Genomic DNA, 22,986 nt, shown 5'->3' on the forward strand with positions numbered 1-22,986 from the left:
GGCCTCTTCGCTCCGGAAGACGGCGAGTTCGTGCTCTCGACTTTTGACTCCATCACCAGCCCTCGCCGCGGCGGGGTGCGGTTCGTCGACAAGGAGAAGTCAGCCTGGGCCAAGCGCGTCCAGGATGACCCCCGCAGCACCGAGCAGATCGCCGCCGACGCCCTGGTGCAGTTGCTGAAGATCGCCGGTGAGGCCGACCAGGGCCGGGTCTTCGGCGGCCGCCGCCCCGCGGTGCGGGTGATCGTGACCGAGAAGGCCCTGAAGTCGGGCCAGCCGGGCCAGCCGGCCGGTCAGGCCGGACAGCCGGCCCCCGGCCAGGCTGCCCAGGGCGGACCGGTTCCCGCCACAGCCGCCGAAACCCTTCACGCCACCGACGCCCATGGTCAGATCGAGGGCAACCCCGTTCCCATCTCGCAGGAAACCATCGACCGGCTGCTCTGCGACACCGGCACACGAGGCATACAAGTCGACGACACCGGGCAGATCATCAACGTCGGCCGTGACCAACGCCTCTTCACCGAAGCCCAGCGCGCCGCGATGGGGGTGCGGGACGGCGGCTGCCGCTGGGTCGACTGCGACCGATCACCCGCCTGGAGCGAGGCGCACCACATCAACGAATGGTTGAAAGGCAACGGGTACACCGACCTTGCCGACGGAATACTCCTCTGCCATCCGCACCACCTGCTGCTGCATAACCAGCACTGGAGCATCATCCGCACCGGAACGGAGTACTGGCTTCGGCCACCCGTGGAGGTTGACCCGGAACAGAACCTGATCCCGCTGCCGAGCAAACGGGTGGGGCTGTAGGAGTTGGTGTTTGGTTGCTGGTCTCTGGTCTCTGGTCTCTGGTCTCTGGTCTCTGGTCTCTGGTCTCTGGTCTCTGGTCTCTGGTCTCTGGTCTCTGGTCTCGACAGGCTCGACCACCGTCGCGGGCGCCTCTGGCGAGCGGGTCACCGGGTCTCGACAGGCTCGACCACCGGGGCTCGACAGGCTCGACCACCGTCGCGGGCGCCTCGGAGGGGCGGGTCGCCGGGTCTCGACAGGCTCGACCAACGGGGCTCGGGCGACGGGCAGCGGGGAGGGTCAGTGCGCGAAGACCACCGCGGGAGCTGCACTCGGAGCCGGCTTGGAGAAGAGATAGCCCTGACCGTAACGGCAGCCCATCCCCTGCAGCAGATCACGCTGGGACGTTGTCTCGATACCCTCGGCCACGACATCCAGGTTCAGGGAATCGGCCAGACGCAGAATGCCCTCCACGATCGCGCGATCGTGGTCAGAACTCTCCACGTCGCGAATGAACGTCAAGTCGATCTTGAGCAGGTCAACCGTGAATGCGCGCAGATGAGTGAAGGACGAATACCCTGTGCCGAAGTCGTCGATCGCCAGTTTCACGCCGAGCCCACGCAGCTCCTGGAAGGTCCTCGCCGCGGAATCGATCGCGTCGAGCACCGCGCTCTCGGTCAACTCCAGCCAGAGCTGTTCCGGGGGCAGCCCCGACTCGGCAAGGGCGCGCTTGACGACGTCACCGAAGTCATCCTGCACGAACTGGCGTGCGGAAACGTTGACGCTGACCGCCATCCCCCGGTCCAACTCGGTGGCCGCACGGCACGCCTGGCCGAGCACAGTCGATCCGATCCCCTTGATCAAACCCACCTCCTCAGCCAGAGCGATGAAATCGCCCGGCATCACGATGCCGCGGTCCGGCCGCCGCCATCGCGCCAGAGCCTCGGTGGCCACCACCGTGTGGTTCTGCAGATCCACGATCGGCTGGTACCAGGTTTCAATCTCGCCCAGTTCGACCGCATCGCGCAGGGCCAGTTCACAGTCGAGCCGCTGGTGAATGCGGTAGCGCAGGTCGTCGTCGAAGACCTCATAGCGGGCCCGCCCGCGATCCTTCGCCTGATACATGGCCTGGTCCGCGTTGCGCAGCAGCAGCTCGGCATCGTCGTGCCCGAGGCCGAAGGCGATCCCGATGCTGGCATCGACGGATGCGATCTGGTCGCCGACCGCGATCGGCCGCGCGATGGACGCCTGGATCGTATCGGCAATCTGGCGCACGTCGGCGCTGCTGCCGACATCCGGGCAGATAACGACGAACTCGTCGCCACCGATCCGGGACACCGTGTCACCGGAGCGGATGCTCTGCCGCAAACGGATGCCCACCTCAGTCAGCACGGCGTCGCCGGCGTGGTGCCCCAAGCTGTCATTGACGAACTTGAATCGGTCGAGATCGATGAACAGGACCGCGACGCCGAGCCCCAGGCGCGACGCCTGCAGAAGCGCCTGATTCAAACGGTCAAGCAGCAAGAGACGGTTGGGAAGGTTCGTGAGCGGGTCGTGGAAGGCCAGGTGCTCCACCCGCGCTTCAGCCAGGCGTCGGGCGGTGATGTCCTCCACCTGGTACAGCAGTCCCCCGGCCTGGTCGCCCTCGAGGATCTCGGCAATGCTGACCTTGACCCAGGTTTCCTGCTCACCGCCGTGGCGCATCCGCCGGTCCATGCGCTGTCGAGTGGACGCACCATTGAGGCCCGTGCCCTCGGCCAGCCCGTCGTCACCGTGCTCAGCCGGCATGAAGATCGTCTCGATGTGCGCGTTGACCAGAGTGGCGCTCCCACCCGCCAGGCTGAGGAGCCTTCTGTTGGCGGCCACCACAAGCCCGTCCAGGGTGACGATGGCCGTGCCGAGCGGCGAGGACGCGAAGGCCGCCTCGAACCGTGCGGCAGCCTCCGCCGCCGCGTTCTCGGCCACCCGCTGCGCCGTCACATCGGTGACACTGGCCAAGTGCCCGACGATGCCCCTCTCGTCGCGCATCGGGGCGGTGTTCACCTGCACCCAATTGACCTGGCCAACAGGGGTAAGGAACCGCATCGTGGTCTCGTAAGGCTCACCGGCGGCGGCTTTCAACTCCCATTGGGCGAACACGCGCTCCGCGTCGTCCGGATGAACCGCACTCGCCCAGCCGTCACGACGCGATGCACTCTTCGTCAGCCCGCTGAGCGCATGCCACTGGTCGTTGGCGGAAACAAGACCGCCCGCGGCATCCAGCTGCACGATCCCGACCGGCGCGATCTTGATGAGGGTGTGCAGGGTGTCCGCTGTTTCCGCGAGCTGACGGGTGCGGTTCTCGACCGTCTCCTCGAGCGTGTGGTTGGCCTCGGCGAGATCCTGCATGGCCGCCTGGCGCAGGCGATCGACGACGCGCAGTCGACGAGCCGCGACCCACGCGAGGACGCAGCCGAGAATCGTCACGCTCATGACCAGGATGGCGATGCCGAACGCTGTGTCGTACCACCCTCGGCGCTCACCCCAGAGCTCAAGCCAACCGAGCACGAACGGTCCGACAACCAGGAACGGAACCACCTGACGGAGAAGTCGCCCCGCGCTCCCATCGGTGCGGATCAGCCCGAGGAGACCGGCATCGGGACGCTGGAGCAGAACGGCCGACGCCAGGATCACGATGCCCAGGGCCGTGGGCCAGGCCATGCTCGTGTAGCCACCGACGGAATAGAGGGACGAGACCCCGAAGGCATAGCCCATGATCGCGATCAGACTGACGCTCAGCGCCGCGAACGCGAAGCCGAGCATCGCGGCCGAGCGAGCGGTTCGGCTGGCGATGACGGATGTCCCGAGCAGGATCAACGCCACCGCGGTGGACGGCGCCATCCGCTCCGACTGGCCCTGGAAGTCGATCCCCGGCAGGAGCGCGTCGATGCCGAGCGAGTTGCCGGAGACGAACTCTGCCACGGTGAGAGCCCCGATCACGAGGGCCATCAAACCCAGTGTGAGCGAGAGCCAGCGCCGGTCGAACGAGAAAACGCCGACCGCGACCAGAACGAGCCCCAGCGCTGTCATCGGCTTCATCGCCAGCAGGAAACCCATCGACGAGGGCATGGAATCGAAGCCGATGTACCACCCGGCGAGAATGATGAGCGCCGTGGTACCGACGAATGCCGCACCGAGCCTGCCGACCGCGCGCATGCTTATCCCCCGCTTCCGAAAAGCAGGACTGCCACTCGTTGTTCCAACACTACTTCGTTCGCGGATTGTGATCCGGCGCTACGCGTCGGCCCAGACATTCGCGATCATGTCGTGCGTGTAGCCATCCGGACCGGCGTTGAAGTAGTACGTGGCCAACCAGATTCCATCCCTGAGGAAATGCGACTCACCAGAGACGCCACCGTCATCAGTGCCCTCGACGATGCACCGCATCCCCGCGAGTTCCTCGTAGCAGTTCATTCCCGCCGCCGACAGCCGGCTCTGCACCGCGGCAGACTGCTCGGGCGTCACCCAGACCAGTTCCGTGGTGAGTCCGACACCGGAGGCACCGCCCGCATTGGCCCACACGCAGGTGAGTTTCTCTTCGGCCGCGTCGATCAGGGTGACGAGTTCCGGGTCGGCAGACCCGCGATTGGCTCCCGAGTTCTCCTCGGCGACCCAGGCGGGATTGAGCGCCAGATCGCCGAAGGCCGCCACCATCGCCGGGCTGTACAACTGCTCACACTGTGACGGATGCGGCCCGTCCGTTACCGATTTCGACGGGGGTTGCGGCGAGGCGGTGACCGCCAGCGGGGCCGGCGTCGAGCTCGGCTGCGGGCGACTCGCCGCTTCGGTCTCAGGCACACCGGCACCCCCGCGCCACACGATGAGCAACACAACGAGGGCGATGACCAGCAGGGAGCCGACGGCACCGAGGAGCACCCACATCCGTCGACGCGTCATTGCCGAAGCGGACACTGGACCTGCAGCCATGCGATACCCCCAGAGAGAATTTCGGCTAGCTTATCGCGGGTCTCGACGCGCTCGGGTCTCGACAAGCTCGACCACCGGGTGGCTCGGGGTCTCGACGCGCTCGGGTCTCGACAAGCTCGACCACCGGCGGCTCGACCACCGGCGGGCGGTTAACGGAGGATGGCCCCCTGCCGAAGCAGGGGGCCATCCGTGGAACCTATCGCTAGTGACTAGTTGTAGGTGCCGGGGGTGAAGTCATCCGACGAGAAGCTGTCGAAGTCGACGAAGCTCAGGTCACCCTCGTTGAACGTTGCATCATCGGTGAAGATGCGGTTCGGGTAACGCTCAGCCTTGGCCTCATCCGTTGCCTCGACGGTGACGTCGCGGTAGCGGGGAAGACCGGTGCCGGCCGGGATCAACTTACCGATGATGACGTTCTCCTTGAGGCCCATCAGCGGGTCGCTCTTGCCTTCCATGGCCGCCTGGGTCAGAACCCGGGTGGTCTCCTGGAAGGAAGCGGCCGACAGCCAGGACTCGGTCGCCAGTGAAGCCTTGGTGATACCCATGACTTCCTGACGGGCAGAGGCCGTCTTCTTGCCCTCGGTGAGCGCGGTGCGGTTGAGTTCGTTGTACTTCAACCGGTCAACGAGCTCGCCGGGGAGCAGGCCGGTGTCGCCGTGCTCGACGACGGTCACCTTGCGAAGCATCTGACGAACGATGACCTCGATGTGCTTGTCGTGAATCGGCACACCCTGCGAACGGTAGACATCCTGCACGCCACCGACGATGTGCTTCTGCACAGCGCGGACACCCTTGACTCGAAGAACTTCCTTCGGGTCGACGGCGCCGATGATGATCTGCGTGCCGAGCTCGACGTGCTGGCCATCCTCGACGAGGAGGGTGGAGCGCTTGAGCACCGGGTAGGCAATCGCCTCATCGCCGTTGTCGGGGGTCAGAATGACCTTCCGGCTGCGGTCGGTGTCTTCGATGGTGATGCGACCGGCGGTGTCGACGATCGGCGACGCACCCTTGGGGGTACGAGCCTCAAACAGTTCCTGCACACGAGGCAGACCCTGGGTGATGTCGTCGGCGGATGCCGATCCACCGGTGTGGAAGGTACGCATCGTGAGCTGGGTACCCGGCTCACCGATGGACTGCGCGGCGATGATGCCGACGGCCTCACCGATGTCCACGAGCAGCCCGGTGGCGAGCGAACGGCCGTAGCAGACCGCACACACACCGACGGCCGACTCACAGGTCAGAACCGAGCGCACCTTGATGGTCTCGACACCGGCCTCGACCAGCTTGTCGATGAGCACGTCGCCCACGTCGTCGCCGGCGTCAGCGACAACCTCACCCTTGGCGTTGACCGCCGGGGTGGCCAGGCTGCGAGCGTAGACCGCGTTCTCCACGTTGGGGTGACGAACGAGATCGCCCATCGGGTTGATCTCGGCGATCGGCAGTTCGAGACCCTTGGTCGTTCCACAGTCGTCTTCGCGGATGATGACATCCTGCGAGACGTCCACGAGACGACGCGTGAGGTAACCCGAGTCGGCGGTACGCAGAGCGGTGTCGGCCAGACCCTTACGAGCACCGTGAGTAGCAATGAAGTACTCGGCGACGGACAGGCCTTCGCGGTAGCTCGAGATGATCGGGCGAGGGATGATCTCACCCTTCGGGTTGTTGACCAGGCCTCGCATACCGGCGATGTTTCGCACCTGCAGCCAGTTACCACGGGCACCGGACGTGACCATGCGGTTGATGGTGTTGTCCTTCGGGAAGTTCTCCTGCATGGCCGCGGCAACGTCTTCCGTTGCCTTCGTCCAGATCTGGATGAGCTCCTGGCGACGCTCGAGGTCGGTCGTGAGACCCTTCTCGAACTGCGACTGAACCTTGGCGGCCTGCTTCTCGTAGCCGGCAACGATCTGCGGCTTGTTCGGCGGGGTCAGGATGTCGCTGAGTGCCACGGTCACACCGGAGCGGGTAGCCCAGTAGAAACCGGCATCCTTGACGCGGTCCAGCGTCGCGGCAACTTCCACCTTCGGGTACCGCTCGGCGAGGTCGTTGACGATCGCCGAGAGGGTGCCCTTGTCGGCAACCTTTTCGAAGTACGGGTAGTTGACCGGCATGGCCTCGTTGAAGATGGCCCGACCGAGCGTGGTCGTGACCAGCACGACACCGACAGCCTGTCCGTCGACGAGTTCGACGCCCTCGGGCTGCGTGCCCTCCTCGAAGAACTTGTCGGTGAGACGGATGCGCACCTTGGCGTTGAGGTCGAGCGACTTCTGGTCGAAAGCAAGGATCGCTTCCGCAACAGAGGAGAACGCGCGGCCCTCGCCGATGACGCCTTCCTTGAGCGTGGTCAGGTGGTGCAGACCGATGATCATGTCCTGCGTGGGCAGGGTCACCGGGCGACCGTCAGACGGCTTCAGGATGTTGTTCGAGGCGAGCATCAGAATGCGCGCTTCGGCCTGGGCTTCCATCGACAGCGGCAGGTGGACTGCCATCTGGTCACCGTCGAAGTCGGCGTTGAACGCGGCACAGACGAGAGGGTGCAGCTGGATGGCCTTACCCTCCACGAGCTGCGGTTCGAACGCCTGGATGCCGAGGCGGTGAAGCGTCGGCGCACGGTTCAGCAGCACGGGGCGCTCACGGATGATCTCCTCGAGCACGTCCCAGACCTGCGGGCGTGAACGTTCGACCATGCGCTTGGCGGCCTTGATGTTCTGAGCGTGGCTCAGGTCGATCAGGCGCTTGATCACGAACGGCTTGAACAGCTCGAGCGCCATCTGCTTGGGCAGACCACACTGGTGCAGTTTGAGCTGCGGGCCGACGACGATGACCGAACGGCCGGAGTAGTCGACGCGCTTGCCGAGCAGGTTCTGACGGAAACGACCCTGCTTGCCCTTGAGCATGTCGCTCAGGGACTTGAGGGCGCGGTTGCCGGTACCCGTGACGGGACGGCCACGACGACCGTTGTCGAAGAGCGCGTCAACGGCCTCCTGCAGCATCCGCTTCTCGTTGTTCACAATGATCTCGGGGGCACCGAGGTCCAGCAGACGACGCAGACGGTTGTTGCGGTTGATCACACGACGGTAGAGGTCGTTGAGGTCGGATGTCGCGAAGCGGCCACCGTCGAGCTGCACCATCGGGCGCAGTTCGGGCGGGATCACGGGGACGACGTCGAGCACCATGGCAGCCGGCGAGTTGCCGGTGATGATGAAGGCGTTGACCACGCGGAGACGCTTGATCGCACGGATCTTCTTCTGGCCCTTGCCCTCGGCGATCTGCAGGTGCAGGTTCTCGCTCTCGGTGACCAGGTCGAAGGAGAGCAGGCGCTTCTTGATGGCTTCGGCGCCCATGTAGGCCTCGAAGTACATGCCGAAGCGGTCCTGCAGCTCGTGGAAGACCGAGTCCTCAGGCTTGAGGTCGCCGACCTTGAGGGTGCGGAAGTCTTCCCACACGCGCTCGAGGTGAGCGATCTGCTCGTCGAGAGACTTGCGGACCTGGCTCATCTCCTTCTCGGCGGCGTCCTTGGTGCGCTTCTTCTGGTCGCTCTTGGCGCCTTCGGCCTCCAGTGCGGCGAGGTCGGTTTCCAGGCGCTGCAGACGGTCGGCGATGCGAGAATCGCGCTGGCCCTCGAGGGTCTTGATCTCGAGGCGAAGCTCGTTCTCAAGGCCCGGCATGTCCTGGTGGCGGCCGTCTTCGTCCACCGTGATGACCATGTACGCAGCGAAGTAGATGACCTTTTCGAGGTCCTTCGGAGCCATGTCCAGCAGGTAACCGAGACGCGAGGGGACACCCTTGAAGTACCAGATGTGGGTGACCGGGGCGGCGAGCTCGATGTGGCCCATGCGCTCACGGCGCACCGACGACTTCGTGACCTCTACGCCACAGCGCTCACAGACGATGCCTTTGAAGCGAACTCGCTTGTACTTGCCGCATGAGCATTCCCAGTCCCGGGACGGTCCGAAGATCTGCTCGCCGAACAGGCCGTCTTTTTCCGGCTTGAGCGTGCGGTAGTTGATGGTTTCGGGCTTCTTGACCTCACCGTGAGACCAGCGACGGATGTCGTCGGCGGTCGCAAGGCCAATGCGAAGCTCGTCAAAAGTGGTTACGTCGAGCAATTTCTCTCCTTGGAAAGTATTCGAAGTGTTCGTCATCGGCCGGGCCTAGATGTCGTCGATCGAGGACGACTCAAACCGGGTGGAAATGTTGATGCCGAGCTCTTCCGCAGCGCGGAACACCTCGTCATCCGTGTCGCGCAGGCTGACGGCGGTACCGTCGCTCGACAGCACCTCGACGTTCAGGCACAGCGACTGCATTTCCTTGATCAGAACCTTGAAGCTCTCGGGGATACCCGGCTCCTGGATGTTCTCACCCTTGACGATGGCCTCGTACACCTTCACGCGGCCGAGGATGTCATCCGACTTGATGGTGAGGAGTTCCTGCAGGGCGTAAGCGGCTCCATATGCTTCGAGCGCCCACACCTCCATCTCACCGAAACGCTGTCCACCGAACTGCGCCTTACCACCCAGCGGCTGCTGCGTGATCATGGAGTAGGGGCCGGTGGAACGGGCGTGGATCTTGTCATCGACAAGGTGGTGGAGCTTCAGGATGTACATGTAGCCCACGGAGACCGGGTTCGGGAACGGCTCACCGGAGCGGCCGTCGAACAGCTGGGTCTTGCCCGAGGAACCGATCAGGCGGTCGCCGTCACGGGTCGGGGTCGTGGAGTCGAGGAGACCCTCGATCTCGACCTCGAGCGCGCCGTCGAACACCGGGGTCGCGACCTTGGTGTTCGGAGCTGCGCTGTGCGCGGCCTCGGGCAGACGGCCGGCCCACTTGGGCTTGCCTTCCACCTGCCAGCCCTGCTTGGCGATCCAGCCCAGGTGGGTTTCCAGGACCTGGCCGAAGTTCATTCGGCCCGGGATGCCCAGCGGGTTGAGGATGATGTCGACCGGGGTTCCGTCGGCGAGGAACGGCATGTCCTCGATCGGCAGGATGCGGGAAATAACACCCTTGTTGCCGTGACGGCCGGCGAGCTTGTCACCCTCGGTGATCTTGCGCTTCTGGGCGATGAAGACGGCAACGCGCTGGTTGACGCCCGAGCCGAGCTCGTCGTCGCCATCCTGCGAGTCGAAGACCTTGACACCGATGATGGTGCCGCGCTCACCGTGGGGAACCTTCAAGCTCGTGTCGCGAACTTCACGGCTCTTCTCGTTGAAGATGGCACGCAGCAGGCGCTCCTCGGCGGACAGCTCGGTCTCGCCCTTGGGCGTGACCTTGCCGACGAGGATGTCGCCGGGGCGAACCTCGGCACCGATCCGGATGATGCCGCGCTCGTCGAGGTCGGCGAGCAGGTCGGGCGACACGTTGGGCAGGTCGCGAGTGATCTCTTCCTTGCCCAGCTTGGTGTCGCGAGCGTCAACCTCGTATTCCTCGATGTGAATCGAGGAGAGGGTGTCGTCCTTGACCAGGTTCTGGCTCAGGATGATCGCGTCCTCGAAGTTGTAGCCTTCCCACGGCATGAACGCGACGAGCAGGTTCTTGCCGAGAGCGAGCTCTCCGTTCTCGGTGGCGGGGCCGTCGGCGATGACTTCGCCGACTTCGATCCGCTCGCCGGCGGTGACGATGACGCGGTGGTTGTAGCTCGTGCCCTGGTTGGAGCGCGCGAACTTGCGCAGGTAGTACTCCTGCGTGCCGCCCTCGTCGAGCTGGATGGTGACGACGTCGGCCGAAACCTCCATCACCACACCGGCCTTGTCGGCGGTGAGCACGTCACCGGCGTCGATGGCCGCGAAGACCTCCATGCCGGTACCGACGAGCGGGCTCTCGCTCATCAGGAGCGGGACGGCCTGACGCTGCATGTTGGCACCCATGAGGGCGCGGTTCGCATCGTCGTGCTCGAGGAACGGGATGAGCGAGGTGGCGACGGACACCATCTGGCGAGGCGAGACATCCATGTAGCCGATGTCTTCCGCGGGGAAGAGGTCGACCTCTCCACCCTTCTTACGGGCGAGAACACGGGCGTCGGCGAAGTGCCAGTCCTTGGTGAGGGGGGCGTTCGCCTGGGCGACGATGAACTCGTCTTCTTCGCTGGCGGTGAGGTAGTCGATCTGGTCGTTCATGACCTTGCCATCGACGACGCGGCGGTACGGGGTCTCAATGAAACCGAAGGCGTTGATCCGCGCGAATGAGGCGAGCGAACCGATCAGGCCGATGTTCGGGCCTTCCGGGGTTTCAATGGGGCACATGCGGCCGTAGTGCGAGGGGTGAACGTCTCGCACCTCGACGCCGGCACGGTCACGGGACAGACCACCCGGGCCCAGCGCGGACAGGCGACGCTTGTGCGTCAGTCCGGCGAGCGGGTTGTTCTGGTCCATGAACTGCGACAGCTGGCTGGTTCCGAAGAATTCCTTGATCGCGGCGACGACGGGGCGCACGTTGATCAGGGTCTGCGGGGTGATCGCTTCGATGTCCTGCGTGGTCATGCGCTCGCGAACGACGCGCTCCATACGGGACAGGCCGGTGCGCACCTGGTTCTGGATGAGCTCGCCGACGGCACGGATGCGACGGTTACCGAAGTGGTCGATGTCGTCGATGTCGATGCGGATGTCGGTCTGCTTGCCGTCGCGGACGCCGGAGATCGTGGTCTGGTTGTCGTGCAGCGCAACCAGGTACTTGATCGTGGCCAGGATGTCCTGCAGCGTCAGCACGGAGTCGCCGAGCGGCGCCTCGAGGCCGAGCTTGCGGTTGATCTTGTAACGACCGACCTTGGCCAGGTCGTAGCGCTTGGAGTTGAAGAAGAAGTTGTCGAGGAGCGCACGCGCGGCCTCGGCGGCGACCTGCTCGCCCGGACGCAGCTTGCGGTAGATGTCCTTGAGGGCTTCTTCCTTGGTCAGGATGTTGTCCTTCTCAAGGGTGAGCTCGATGGACGCGAAGCCCTTGAACTCTTCGAGGATCTCTTCGCTCGTCAGGCCGAGGGCCTTGAGGAAGACCGTGACGGACTGCTTGCGCTTGCGGTCGATGCGAACGCCGACCTGGTCGCGCTTGTCGATCTCGAATTCGAGCCAGGCACCGCGGCTCGGGATGACGCGAGCGGAGTAGATGTCCTTGTCGGACGTCTTCTCCTGCTGGCGGTCGAAGTAGACGCCCGGGGAGCGGACCAGCTGCGACACGACGACACGCTCGGTGCCGTTGATCACGAAGGTGCCCTTGGGGGTCATCAGCGGGAAGTCACCCATGAACACGGTCTGGGTCTTGATCTCACCGGTGAGGTGGTTCATGAACTCAGCGTTCACATAGAGGGGTGCGGAGTAGGTCTTACCCTTTTCCTTGCACTCGTCAATGGTGTACTTCTCCGGCTCGAGCTCCGGGTTGGTGAACGACAGTTGCATCGTTTCGCCGAGGTCCTCGATGGGTGAGATCTCTTCGAAGATCTCGTCGAGTCCGGTGCGAGTCGGCAGGTCCTGACGACCGGCCGCCTGGCCTTCTGCGACACGCTGTTTCCAGTTGTCGTTACCGACGAGCCAATCGAAGCTCTCGGTCTGCAAGGCAAGCAGATCCGGAACAGTCAGATTGTCGGTGATCTTCGCGAACGAAAGACGGCCAGCGGCACGTCCGTTCTTGGGTGAGTTGGTGGTTGCGTTGCGCGCAGCAGCCAAGGAAATAACCTCCGTGGACCCCGTCAGGTCTAGTCACTGTTAGTAAGGAATACCGAGTACGAACTCCTCAGACCCTCGAGTTCTGAACTACTGAACGAGGTATGCGTCAAGGTGGCTTGAGCACGCAAAGCCGACCGCAATATGAAGGCAGAGTTTAGTCTGGGAGCGCAAAGAACAACTATATGCTGATTGACCCGCTCTGTCCACTAAATTCTTGACCTCTTGCATATTCTCAGGTATAACCCGGTTTTGGGTGTCTTCCGTCGGCGTTGTCGCCTGGGATGGAGGGCGCACACTTGAGGAATGAGTAGGCCTGTCGCGCAGCATCCGTCGATCACCCTGAAACTGAGCGGCCACCACGCCGTCATCGAGCCCGACCGGTTCACCCCGGGCAGCTTCAACCTGATCGTGGACGGCACGCCGCAGTCGAACGTGAACATGGACGACCCCGGTGAGCTGTTCTTCGAGTACGTGCAGCGGATCGGGCACGTGATCGACCTGATCGGCGACGTGGGCGAGCCGATCACCGCCGTGCACCTGGGCGCCGGGGCGCTGACCCTCCCCCGCTATGTGGAGGCCACCCGGCCCGGCTCCCGCCAGCAGGTCGTCGAGCTGGAGAGCGACCTGATCGACTTCGTGCGCGGCGAGCTGCCCTGGGACAAGCGCGCGCAGCTGCGCGTGCGGCACGGGGACGCCCGCGAGGTGCTCGCGAAGCTGCCGGCCGGACTGCACGGCGCCGTCGACCTCGTCGTCGTCGACATCTTCTCCGGAGCGCGCACCCCCGCCCATGTGACCAGCCGTGAGTTCTACGAACTGGCCGCTCCTCTGCTTTCGCCGCGCGGGGTACTCGTGGTGAACGTCGCCGACGGGCCCGGGCTGCCGTTCGCCCGCTCGCAGGCCGCGACGCTGTCCGCCGTGTTCGGGCATGTGCTCGCCCTCGCCGAGACCCAGGTGCTCAAGGGGCGCCGGTTCGGCAACATCGTCTTCGTCGCCGCGCACACCCCCATCGACACGAGTTGGGTGTCGCGGTTGCTGGCGGGCGGGCCGCATCCGTCGAAGGTGGTCGAGGGCGCCGAGCTCACCCAGTTCATGGCGACCGCCCTGGTCACGACGGATGCGACGGCCACGCCGTCGCCGCTCCCCGGCCGCACGGTGTTCCAGCTCGGAAGCTGAACGGGGTTGGGCTCGCCAGGTCGGGCCCGCTCACACGTCCAAGTCGCCTGAGTCAGCCACAGACTCAGCGACGGATGTGACGGATCGCCCCCGATCGGGGACCGTCCCACCCGGCCGGGGCTACGCTGGATGGGACCACGTTTCGCCCGCGGCATGTGCCGCCTTCGCCTCAGGACCACACCCTGCCCATCATCACTGGCTACGATGCCGTCACCCTGCGTGAGAAAGTCGACCTCCAAGCTGCGCAGCTGCGCCTCGAAGAACTCGGCGAGCTGCGCAGCCTCTCCGCTCTCAACGAGAAGGTCGTGCTGCTGCGACTGACCGGCCGGCTCGACGAGGCCTGGGACATGGCCAACACGGCACTGCGCCAGTCCCGATTCACCGGGTCGCGGGAGGAGCTGGCGTTCAGCCGCATCCGTCGCGCCCAGGTGCAGCAGTACCGGGGCAAGCTCGACGAAGCGGTGACCGAACTGACCCACTGCGTGCTCGAATCCGAGACGCACGAATGGGCCAGCGTGGCATCGTTCGCCCGGGAGAGCCGCGGCAAGGTGTACTTCGAACAGGGCGACCTCGACGCCGCCCTGGCCGACTTCCGGGCTTCCGTGACGCTGCGCGAGCAGGCCGGGGCCACGCCGGCCCTCCTCGAGAGCGCGCTCGTCGCCGTCGCGGTGGTCGAGTCCTTCATCGCTGAGCGTCGCCAGGGCCGCCCACAGCAGTAGGGCGGCGCACCGCACACCGGGCCCCTGCGCCAGGACGAGGCAGCGAGCATCCGTGCGAATGCACAGTGCGCCCTGCGCCCTGCACCCTGCTCCCTTCGCCCTGGGCAGTGTGCATAACTCCTGCAATTTGTCTCGCGGCCATCGCCGCGGGCCCGGAATTCAGGGGTTCACCCACTCCGCGGCTGCGATTTGCAGGAGTTATGCACAACAGCGGCCGCTCACCCGCGGCGGCAATCCGGGGCATGCTGGATTTATTGCCGGCGGGCATGCCGGTTCGAGACGAGGTGGAGCGTGAACGGCAGCATGAATCGGCGGATGCACGCACGCACCGGCGCGGCCGGGGCGCTGGCCCTGGCCGCTCTCCTGCTGCTCGGCGCGTGCGCGGCGAGCCCACCGCTCCCCTCGGCGTCTACCTCGACCCCGGCCCAGCCATCCCCGACCGACCCCGGGGTGCCCGGATCCGCCGCACCCGGCCCCCCGGTGCGGCCCGTGGGTGACCCGGTCGTCATCGCCTCCGGCCTGAACGCGCCCTGGTCGATCCTTCGCCTGCCGAACGAGGGCACCCTGATCAGCGAACGGGACACGACGCTTGTGCGCGAGCTCCTGCCCGACGGCAGCCTGCGCGACGCCGGCCGGATCGCCGAGGCTCGCCCTGACGGAGAGGGCGGGCTGCTCGGCCTCGCCGCGCTGGCCGATCCGGCCGCACCGGGCGGCACGGGCTGGGTCTACGCCTATGTCACGGCCGTCGACGACAACCGCATCGTGCGGATGCCGCTGCTCGGCTCCGTTGGCAGCCACACCCTCGGCGACGCCGAACCGGTGCTCGACGGAATCCCGAAGGCCGGGTACCACAACGGGGGCCGGCTCGCCTTCGGCCCTGACGGCCTGCTCTACGCCACGGCCGGGGACGCCGGCAACCCCGGCAACGCCCAGGATCCGGCGTCCCTCAGCGGCAAAATCCTGCGGATGACCCCGACCGGCGCCGTCCCGGACGACAACCCGTTCGGAACCCTCGTGTACTCATTCGGGCACCGCAACCCTCAGGGCGTGGCCTGGGACTCCACCGGCCAGCTCTGGGCCAGCGAGTTCGGCCAGAACACCTGGGACGAGCTCAACCGCATCGAGGCCGGCGGGAACTACGGCTGGCCGGTCGTCGAGGGCATGCAGGGCACGGATGCCGACCCCGGCTTCATCGACCCGGTGCAGCAGTGGCCCACGAGCGAAGCCAGCCCGAGCGGACTCGCGATTGTGAACGACACGATCTTCCTGGCCGCCCTCCGCGGTGAGCGACTGTGGCGCATCGATCCCTCTACAGGCGAGGTCGACGACTGGTTTGTGAACAGCTTCGGGCGGCTGCGGGACGTGGTGTCGGGGCCCGATGGCACACTGTGGTTCGTGAGTAACAATACCGATGGCCGCGGCACCCCCTCCCCCGGCGACGATCGGCTCTATCAGGTGGCGGTGGCACCCTGATGGCCGACCTCGACCGCGTGCGCCACTGGGCGAACGCCTTGATCACCCTGCACCTCGACCCCGGCTGGACCTTCGCTTTCGACAACGCGAAGAAACGGGCGGGGCTGTGCAATTACACCGTGCAGCGGATCACCGTGTCCCGGTACCTGGCCGCGCGCTATGACGACGACGACGTTCACCAGATCCTTCTGCATGAGGTTGCGCACGCGCTGGCCGGTCCGCGCGCCGGTCACGGGCCGAAATGGAAGCTGACCGCGCAGAACCTCGGCTACGAGGGCAAGCGCACCCACGACGGGGAGATCGCGGATGAACTCGCCCCCTGGGTCGGAACCTGTCCGTTCGGGCACGTGCACTACCGGTACCGCCAACCGACCCGGGCATTCGCCTGCGGGCTGTGCGGGCGCGGATTCGACACGGCGTTCCTCATCCGGTGGACGCGGCGGGAGATCACCGCCGCGGCCCGGCGTCGGGCCGCGGCGGCGACAGGAGACAGATAGGAGCCGGACTACTCGGAGACCTGAATCTCTTTCCAGAAGGCGACGTAGTTGCTGTAGTCCTGACCGACACGGTCGAACGAGGCCGGGGGCGGTGTCGGGTAGCTGAACGCGCGATCCTGCAGCAGGGTCTCGCCGTCCTTGATGTTGAAGTACTGGCACTCACCCTTCCACGAGCAGGTGTACTGGGTCGGGCTCGCGACGAGCAGGTCGGCGTTGACGCTCGCCGGCGGGAAGTACCAGTTGCCCTCGATCTTGAGGAGGTCGGCCTGGGGTGCTTCGGCGATGACGACGCCGTTGAGTACTGCCTTCATGGGGAGGTGCTCCTTCTCGGTGGTGTGCGACGCTGCAACGCGCGCTGCGACGCGGTTCGGTGGGCACGACCAGGGATCGATCGTGCTGGATGCAACCTCAGGCCGGAAAGGCGAATTCCCGCAGTCGGGAGATTCCCGGGGACGACGCGGGGACATCCGTCATCGATGCACCGGCCGGTGTCGACACCGCGGCCGGCACCGCGGCCCTCACCTCGGCCTGGCGACCGCACCGGGAGAGTTCCTGAGCAGTTTCGGACGCGGTGACCAGGTGCCGCACGGCCTGCCGGAGCCCCGCGAAGCCGGCGGCGGCCGCGGCCGCCTCCGGTGAGCAGTGGTCGATTCCGCGAACGGCGAGGGCGTCGATCACGGCGCCGGCCACGAGCAGGTCCTCCACCGCGAAGCGGCTGCTGCCGTCGGCCCGCTGCTCCCCCACGGCGATCACGGCGACGGCGAACCGGTCGCCCTTCTCCGCCTGCCGGGCAAGCACCCATTCCGCCACGCTGGCGCTGTTGGCCAGGTTCGCGGCGATGACCTGGTGGGCGTCCACCGACGTGGAAACCGCGGAGGCGAGGTCGGTCGCCGGCAGCCCGTCGGCCAGGACGATCACGTCAGCGGTGGCAGCCAGGGCCTGGAACCCGGCCAGACCCATGTCGAAACGAACCTGGTACTTCTGCTGGGGTGCGGCGTTGGTCACGGCTCAAGGGTACTGGTGCCGGCCAGGGAGCCGGAGCGCCAGGACCCGCGCCGCCGCACTCCTACCGGGCGTCGAAGCGGGCGAGCGCGTCGGCATCCGTGGCGTGAGTCATCGCCTTTCGCGCGGTGTCCAGGGCGGAGACCGGGTCGGCCTCCGCACTCGCCAGGCTCAGCTGACGTTCGGCCTCGGCGAGGCGGGTGCGGGCGGCAGCACCCACGCGCCCGGGGTGAGCATTGATGAAGTCGCGGGTCACGGTGATCTGACTGCGCGCGGCCAGGAGCGCCCCGGTCAGCGCGCCGCGGGCGTTGTCGAGCCGCAACTGGCGGTTGCGGGCCTCGGAACGGATCAGGTCGAGACCGTCCATCGCGGTGCGCAGCCGGGACTGGTCCGCTGCCGGGTCGCTCAGGCGCGACGGATGCCGCAGCTCGCCCACGACGCGGTCGGCCTCCGCGATGACACCGTTGAGTTCGCCGCGCGCAGCGGTCTCCTCGTGCCCATCGCGCAGGGCGCGGACCTCCGCCAGCTCGATGTCTGCGGCGTCGAGCGCGCGCGCCAGGGAGGCGAAGCCGACGTGCAGCTGGTCCTCGCCGAGTTCGATCGCGTCGAGGAGGGTGCCGGCCTGATGCAGGGCCTGCTCCGCCGCGAGCAACTGGTCGCCCACGGGGTCGGTGGCCTCCCGGGCGAGCCGGGCGGCCGCGGTATCCGCTGCCCGGCGGGCGTCGTCGAGGGCGCTTTCGGCGCGGGCGACGTTGTTGCTGATCGGAGCGAGGGCAGGCGCAGCGTAGGTGCGGCCGAGTCGGGCGAGGCTGGCGGTGCCGGCCGCGACACGGTCGGCAACCCGGTCGAGACGGCGGCGCAGCTTCTCCAGCAGCAGCGGGGCGTCCCGTTCGATGCCGCGCCGGGAGTCGAAGACCCGGGTCTCGGAGCCGAGGCGCTTGACGGCCTCGTCGGCGAGCGCGATGATCTGCTCGGTCCAGCGGCGCCGCTCACCCTCGGAGTCGGGCACGCTGTCGTCGAGTCGCTGCTGCAGCAGGAAGGCGTCGCGCACCTGCCGTTTGGAGGCATCGAGCGCGGCGGCGAACTCGCCGGTCGCGTTCTCACCGAACTGGGCGAGCGCGAAACCCAGCTCGTCGGAGGCGGCTTCGATCACGTCGTCCGCGCGAACCAGTGCAATCGCGGCGGCACGCGTGCGCTCCGCGGCCAGAGCCTGGTCGACGCGGGTGCGCTCCCGGGAGCGGCGGCGCAGGAGCGCCACGATAAACGCCAACACCGCTGCCGCACCGCCGAAAACGACGACCGAGGGCACCCACCAGAACTCGCCAGTCATACCTTGAGTGTACCGAACGGATGCGTTCCCGCCCGGCCCCGCACTCGGCAGCGCCACCGCGAAAATCGCCGATCCCGCCCCTAATCGCGGAGCAACGGACGAGCGGGAGCGGGCTCGCTCGGGCGCTACACCCGGCGCATCTGGCGGCGGATCAACTCGAAGTCGTGCCGGGAGATCTCGAGCAGCCCCCGCCGCAGCTGGTACCCCCAGTTGGGGTCGCTCCGGGTGAATTCGAGCACCGACAACAGGGGTCGGATCGAGGTGGCGACGGCATCCGTCTCGTAGTCGATGTGACGACGCCAGGGGCGATACGAACTCGGGGCGGCGGATTCCCCCTGATGCACGATTCCCGGGGCGATGCGCCCGATCGCGGTGAATTCACGCAGGCTGTCACCGTCGATGTCGGTCTTCGGGGAGTAGTAGACCACCCCGTCGGACTCGCCCATCTGCTCGAGCGCCGCCCGGGCCCCGTGGCGGGCCTGCACGAGCCCGACCGCCACGGCGCGCAACACGTGTTCGCGGGACGCGACGCCCAGCCAGTATCGAATTGCCACCCTCTTAGTTGTACTGCATGCCCCGGCACCACAGACTGGGGTCATGCGTGTTCTTCTGAAAGAGATCCTCGACTGCTCCCCGGATGCCGCCTGGCGCGCCCTGCGGAGTCCCGCCGTGTTCCGCGAGGTGAGTTCGCCCGTGGTGAGCGTCGAATCCCTCGAGATGGATGGCTTCCCCACCATCTGGGAACCGGGTGAGCATCCGGTCAGCCTGACCGCGCTCGGCCTGGTGCCGATGGGCGAACAGGTGATCCGGCTGACCATGGCCACCACCCGCAAAGACGGGGTGCGCATTCTGCGCGACACCGGCCGCGGCGTGTCGGGGCCGCTCGCCTCGGTCACGCTCTGGGACCACCGGATGGCCGTCGCTCCCGACCCGGCCGGCACCGGCAAGACGCTCTTCCGGGACCAGCTGATCTTCCGCACCGGCGTGCTCACCCTGGCCAGCTGGCCTGTGTTCTGGACGCTCTGGCAGTGGCGGCTGCACCAGCTCAAGCGCCTGGCACCGAACTGGAGCCTCGACCTCGGCGTCGACGAGCCGGTCCAGCCGGACGCGGCCGGCACTACCGGCACCGCCGGCACCGCCGGCACCGATCCCGTTCCCGACGCCGCTCCGGAGTCCCGCGCATCCGGGGTGACCTCATGACCACCACCCTCGGCGCGCTGCAGGTGGCCGACTGGCGCCGGCGAGTGTTCGGTCTCTACGCCGGCGTGCGGCAGCTCAGCGCGCACGACCCGGCAGCCGGCCACGAGCTGTGGCGGAGCGGCCGGGATGACCTGTTCGGCGGGCATCCGGCGTCGCCGCTGATGCCCGACGACCGGGCCGGGTTCACCGGGCTGCCGGTCGCGGCCTACGACCCCGACTGGCGGTTCGAGGCCGAAGTGCACCGGGCGGAGCATCCGCTGCGCATCACGGTCGACACCGGAACCGACGGCCAGGTACCGTTCGACCTCGTCGGAACCGTTCGTCTGCCCTATCTGGGACCGATCGACCTGTGGCGGCTCTCCTGTTACGGCGGCGGACTGTTCCTGCCCCTGCGCGACGGCCTGGCCGGTAAACCCGGCGGCACCTACGGCGGCGGACGCTACCTGCTCGACACCGTCAAGGGCGCCGACCTGGGTGCCGGGGCCGACGACGACAGCATCATCCTCGACTTCAACTTCGCCTACAACCCGTCCTGCGCGTACGACCCGATGTGGGCCTGCCCGCTTCCTCAGGCCGGCAACACCGTGACCGCTGAAGTGCCCGTGGGCGAGCTGGCACCCGGCGAGGAGCGCCACCCCACGGCTCCCGCAGGACGCGCCCACGACCCGGAGGCTTGACAGCATCCGCTAGGATGGGAACTTGCGAGTGCGTAGATGCGCTCGCTGCGTCGTAGAACGCCCTCTTCTTATTGCGGCAGCCCCCACGGGCCGGCCGGATTTTTCGAATCAAACCTTCTTACGGCGAACGGATGTGCCCATCGGCACCTTCGCCAAGTGAGTCCTCACAGGTTCCGAGTTACCGCCCTTGCGGAACGGATGCCGTGAAGCCTCTGATGCCCGAAAGGCACCACTTTGTCTGAAACTTCCTTTAGCGCGCTCGGCGTGCCTGCCCCCCTCGTGTCCATCTTGACGCAGCAGGGCATCGACAGCCCGTTCCCCATCCAGGTGGACACGCTGCCCGACACCCTCAACGGCCGCGACGTGCTCGGCCGAGGCAAGACCGGCTCCGGCAAGACCCTCGCGTTCGCGCTGCCCATGGTGTCGCGCCTCGGCGGCAAGCTCGCCGGCGGCAAGCGCCGCCCGGGCCGCCCGCTCGGACTGATCCTCGCCCCGACCCGCGAGCTCGCCACCCAGATCACCAACGCGCTCACGCCGCTGGCCGAGGCCTACGGCCTCAACACCACCACGATCTTCGGTGGCGTTTCACAGGGCCGTCAGGTCTCCGCACTCAAGGCCGGCGTCGACATCGTCGTGGCCTGCCCCGGCCGCCTCGAGGACCTGATGAAGCAGGGCTTCATCAGCCTCGACGCCGTCGAGATCACCGTGCTCGACGAGGCCGACCACATGGCCGACCTGGGCTTCCTGCCCGTCGTCACCCGCATCATGGACAAGACGCCCAGCAGCGGCCAGCGCCTGCTGTTCTCGGCGACGCTCGACAACGGCGTGGACAAGATCGTGCGCCGCTTCCTGCACAACGAGGTCATGCACTCGGTCGACGAGGCCAACAGCCACGTCTCCGCGATGACCCACCACGTGTTCGAGATCGACGGCGTCGAATCGAAGAAGGCCCTGGTCGAGAAGCTCGCGAGCGGCTCCGGCCGCCGCATCCTCTTCATGCGCACCAAGCACCAGGCCAAGAAGCTCGCCAAGTCGCTCACCGACGCCGGGATCCCCTCCGTCGACCTGCACGGCAACCTCTCGCAGGTGGCGCGTGACCGCAACCTCGCCGCGTTCAGCGCCGGCGACGTCAAGGTGCTCGTCGCCACGGATGTCGCGGCCCGCGGCGTTCACGTCGACGACATCGAACTCGTCATCCACGTCGACCCGCCGGCCGAGCACAAGGCGTACCTGCACCGTTCGGGCCGTACCGCCCGCGCCGGCAGCGCCGGTGACGTCGTCACCCTGGTTCTCCCCGAACAGCGCCGCGACACCGACGCACTGCTGCGCAAGGCCGCCATCAAGGTGACCCCGCAGCGCGTGACCGCAGCCTCCCCCGCCGTGGACGCCCTCGTCGGCGACGTTGCCGCCTACGTCAAGCCGGTTCCCCGGGTTGAGCAGCCGAACGGCCAGTCTCAGGGCGGCCGCTCGCAGGGCGCCAACGCCCAGCGCAAGCGCGTCAACCGCGACGAGCGCGACTCCGGCGGACGCGACACCGGCGCCCGCGCCGGTGCGACCCGCGGCAACCGCGGACACCGCGGCAGCGACGCCGTGGCACCCTCCGGTGCAGCGCGTCAGGAGCGCTCGGGCCGCCCCGCGGCATCCGGTCGCGGTCAGGGATCGGGCAACGAAAAGAGCCGTCCGGCCCAGAATGGTCGCTCCGGCGGCCTGCAGGTCGGCGGCCTCGTTCGCGGTGCCGGCGCCAACGGTGGCGCACGCCGCTCGGCCCCGCGCCGCGCGCAGGGCTAGTCACTCGGCACGCTCTGCCAGCGCAGTGAATAGTTGAACGGGTCGGTCTCTCACGAGGCCGGCCCGTTCTGCGTCGGGCGGCGCGATCCTCCGTTGCCGGGCGAGGACGTGTCAGTCACACGTCTGCCGCTGAGCTAGTCTCGGGTCATGATCACCACCGCAGACATCCGTCCCGTCGTAGAAACGGACGCCGAAAGCCTCGGCCGCGTGCATGCCACCTGCTGGCATGAAACCTACGACCAGCTGCTCAGCAAGGCCGCTCTTGAACAGCTGCAGCCCGCACGTCTGGCCGCGATGTGGCGGCGCTTCAGCTCCCAGGGACCGAACTACCGCCAGGTGGCAGCTCTCGTCGACGGCGAGATCGTGGGCTTCGCCGGCAGCGGGCCGTCCCGCGACGAGGACAAGCCGACGCCCCGGGAGCTCTATTTCATCTACCTGCTCGACGCCTATCACGGCACCGGAATCGGCCAGCAGCTCTTCGACGCGGTCGTCGACGACGGCCCGTCCTCGCTGTGGGTCGCCGAGGTGAACCCGCGCGCGCACTCGTTCTACAAGCGCAACGGCTACGCCCCCGACGGTCACAATCAGGACCAGGAGGTTCTCGGCGAGCAGCTCCACGAGGTGCGCCTGGTCCGCCCCCGGGCGCTGGCACGCCGGTTGTCACTGGTCACGAACGACTAGCCGGTAGCGGGGCTGCGCGCCCGGCAGTCCGCCGCGCCGACTGTCGCCTGT

17 protein-coding genes are annotated in these 22,986 nt (G+C 67.0%); 9 read left to right on the forward strand and 8 right to left on the reverse strand.

Annotation, left to right across the window (positions count from 1 at the left end):
- The coding region (locus tag E3T49_RS11940; RefSeq protein ID WP_134425135.1) for a DUF222 domain-containing protein at positions 1-807 on the forward strand (807 nt) is incomplete at its 5' end.
- A gap of 276 nt (positions 808-1,083) precedes the next feature.
- Here E3T49_RS11940 and E3T49_RS11950 read toward each other — a convergent pair.
- The 4 genes from E3T49_RS11950 to rpoB all read right to left on the reverse strand — a co-directional run bounded on the left by E3T49_RS11950 (position 1,084) and on the right by rpoB (position 12,395).
- Positions 1,084-3,978, reverse strand: coding sequence for a putative bifunctional diguanylate cyclase/phosphodiesterase (locus E3T49_RS11950; RefSeq protein ID WP_134425136.1), 2,895 nt, complete (start codon positions 3,976-3,978; stop codon positions 1,084-1,086).
- Positions 3,979-4,056: 78 nt separating this feature from the next.
- On the reverse strand, positions 4,057-4,749 hold the full coding sequence (locus tag E3T49_RS11955; RefSeq protein ID WP_134425137.1) for a hypothetical protein: 693 nt from the start codon (positions 4,747-4,749) through the stop codon (positions 4,057-4,059).
- Between the two features lie 209 nt (positions 4,750-4,958).
- The gene (locus tag E3T49_RS11960; RefSeq protein WP_134425138.1) at positions 4,959-8,855 is read right to left on the reverse strand and encodes a DNA-directed RNA polymerase subunit beta'; all 3,897 of its coding nucleotides are present in this window, start codon (positions 8,853-8,855) and stop codon (positions 4,959-4,961) included.
- A 45-nt stretch (positions 8,856-8,900) separates the two neighbouring features.
- Positions 8,901-12,395 (reverse strand): DNA-directed RNA polymerase subunit beta, encoded by a 3,495-nt coding sequence (gene rpoB, locus E3T49_RS11965; protein ID WP_134425139.1) that lies wholly within the window; start codon positions 12,393-12,395, stop codon positions 8,901-8,903.
- 303 nt (positions 12,396-12,698) lie between these two features.
- On the opposite strand from rpoB, the gene E3T49_RS11970 reads away from it, so the two are divergent.
- From E3T49_RS11970 to E3T49_RS11985, 4 genes are all read left to right on the forward strand, one after another.
- Positions 12,699-13,568 (forward strand): spermidine synthase, encoded by an 870-nt coding sequence (locus tag E3T49_RS11970; RefSeq protein ID WP_134425140.1) that lies wholly within the window; start codon positions 12,699-12,701, stop codon positions 13,566-13,568.
- A 155-nt stretch (positions 13,569-13,723) separates the two neighbouring features.
- The gene (locus E3T49_RS11975; protein ID WP_241972801.1) at positions 13,724-14,287 is read left to right on the forward strand and encodes a hypothetical protein; all 564 of its coding nucleotides are present in this window, start codon (positions 13,724-13,726) and stop codon (positions 14,285-14,287) included.
- 315 nt (positions 14,288-14,602) lie between these two features.
- Positions 14,603-15,760 (forward strand): PQQ-dependent sugar dehydrogenase, encoded by a 1,158-nt coding sequence (locus tag E3T49_RS11980; RefSeq protein WP_134425141.1) that lies wholly within the window; start codon positions 14,603-14,605, stop codon positions 15,758-15,760.
- Positions 15,760-16,257: a SprT-like domain-containing protein gene (locus E3T49_RS11985; protein WP_134425142.1), complete on the forward strand. Its 498-nt coding sequence runs from the start codon at positions 15,760-15,762 to the stop codon at positions 16,255-16,257. Before E3T49_RS11980 ends, E3T49_RS11985 begins: the two co-directional genes overlap by 1 nt.
- 8 nt (positions 16,258-16,265) lie before the next feature.
- Here E3T49_RS11985 and E3T49_RS11990 read toward each other — a convergent pair whose 3' ends face one another.
- The 4 genes from E3T49_RS11990 to E3T49_RS12005 all read right to left on the reverse strand — a co-directional run bounded on the left by E3T49_RS11990 (position 16,266) and on the right by E3T49_RS12005 (position 19,143).
- Positions 16,266-16,568: a DUF427 domain-containing protein gene (locus E3T49_RS11990; protein WP_134425143.1), complete on the reverse strand. Its 303-nt coding sequence runs from the start codon at positions 16,566-16,568 to the stop codon at positions 16,266-16,268.
- Between the two features lie 97 nt (positions 16,569-16,665).
- Positions 16,666-17,262 carry a 2-phosphosulfolactate phosphatase gene (locus tag E3T49_RS11995; protein WP_198414252.1) on the reverse strand — a complete coding sequence of 199 codons (597 nt, stop codon included), beginning with the start codon at positions 17,260-17,262 and terminating at the stop codon, positions 16,666-16,668.
- A gap of 61 nt (positions 17,263-17,323) precedes the next feature.
- Positions 17,324-18,589 carry a hypothetical protein gene (locus E3T49_RS12000; protein WP_134425144.1) on the reverse strand — a complete coding sequence of 422 codons (1,266 nt, stop codon included), beginning with the start codon at positions 18,587-18,589 and terminating at the stop codon, positions 17,324-17,326.
- A 125-nt stretch (positions 18,590-18,714) separates the two neighbouring features.
- Positions 18,715-19,143 (reverse strand): EVE domain-containing protein, encoded by a 429-nt coding sequence (locus tag E3T49_RS12005; RefSeq protein ID WP_241972802.1) that lies wholly within the window; start codon positions 19,141-19,143, stop codon positions 18,715-18,717.
- 43 nt (positions 19,144-19,186) lie between these two features.
- On the opposite strand from E3T49_RS12005, the gene E3T49_RS12010 reads away from it, so the two are divergent.
- From E3T49_RS12010 to E3T49_RS12025, 4 genes are all read left to right on the forward strand, one after another.
- Complete coding sequence (locus E3T49_RS12010; protein WP_174722425.1) at positions 19,187-19,789, forward strand: hypothetical protein; 603 nt, start codon at positions 19,187-19,189, stop codon at positions 19,787-19,789.
- Complete coding sequence (locus E3T49_RS12015; RefSeq protein ID WP_134425146.1) at positions 19,786-20,466, forward strand: DUF1684 domain-containing protein; 681 nt, start codon at positions 19,786-19,788, stop codon at positions 20,464-20,466. The genes E3T49_RS12010 and E3T49_RS12015 overlap by 4 nt, the downstream gene beginning before the upstream one ends.
- 234 nt (positions 20,467-20,700) lie before the next feature.
- Positions 20,701-22,254: a DEAD/DEAH box helicase gene (locus tag E3T49_RS12020; protein ID WP_134425147.1), complete on the forward strand. Its 1,554-nt coding sequence runs from the start codon at positions 20,701-20,703 to the stop codon at positions 22,252-22,254.
- Between the two features lie 147 nt (positions 22,255-22,401).
- Positions 22,402-22,935: a GNAT family N-acetyltransferase gene (locus tag E3T49_RS12025; protein WP_134425148.1), complete on the forward strand. Its 534-nt coding sequence runs from the start codon at positions 22,402-22,404 to the stop codon at positions 22,933-22,935.
- The last annotated feature ends 51 nt before the right edge of the window (positions 22,936-22,986 follow it).

Source organism: Cryobacterium cryoconiti, assembly GCF_004403065.1.
In the GTDB taxonomy this organism is placed as follows: domain Bacteria; phylum Actinomycetota; class Actinomycetes; order Actinomycetales; family Microbacteriaceae; genus Cryobacterium; species Cryobacterium cryoconiti.

Bases quoted from the DNA above. Each gene is read 5' to 3' on its own strand.
- E3T49_RS12025 (WP_134425148.1), top strand. From the start codon at position 22,402: ATGATCACCACCGCAGACATCCGTCCCGTCGTAGAAACGGACGCCGAA.
- E3T49_RS12000 (WP_134425144.1), bottom strand. From the start codon at position 18,589: ATGACTGGCGAGTTCTGGTGGGTGCCCTCGGTCGTCGTTTTCGGCGGT.
- E3T49_RS11950 (WP_134425136.1), bottom strand. From the start codon at position 3,978: ATGCGCGCGGTCGGCAGGCTCGGTGCGGCATTCGTCGGTACCACGGCG.
- E3T49_RS12010 (WP_174722425.1), top strand. From the start codon at position 19,187: ATGCGTGTTCTTCTGAAAGAGATCCTCGACTGCTCCCCGGATGCCGCC.
- E3T49_RS11970 (WP_134425140.1), top strand. From the start codon at position 12,699: ATGAGTAGGCCTGTCGCGCAGCATCCGTCGATCACCCTGAAACTGAGC.
- E3T49_RS11980 (WP_134425141.1), top strand. From the start codon at position 14,603: ATGCACGCACGCACCGGCGCGGCCGGGGCGCTGGCCCTGGCCGCTCTC.
- E3T49_RS11955 (WP_134425137.1), bottom strand. From the start codon at position 4,749: ATGGCTGCAGGTCCAGTGTCCGCTTCGGCAATGACGCGTCGACGGATG.
- E3T49_RS11990 (WP_134425143.1), bottom strand. From the start codon at position 16,568: ATGAAGGCAGTACTCAACGGCGTCGTCATCGCCGAAGCACCCCAGGCC.
- E3T49_RS11985 (WP_134425142.1), top strand. From the start codon at position 15,760: ATGGCCGACCTCGACCGCGTGCGCCACTGGGCGAACGCCTTGATCACC.
- E3T49_RS12015 (WP_134425146.1), top strand. From the start codon at position 19,786: ATGACCACCACCCTCGGCGCGCTGCAGGTGGCCGACTGGCGCCGGCGA.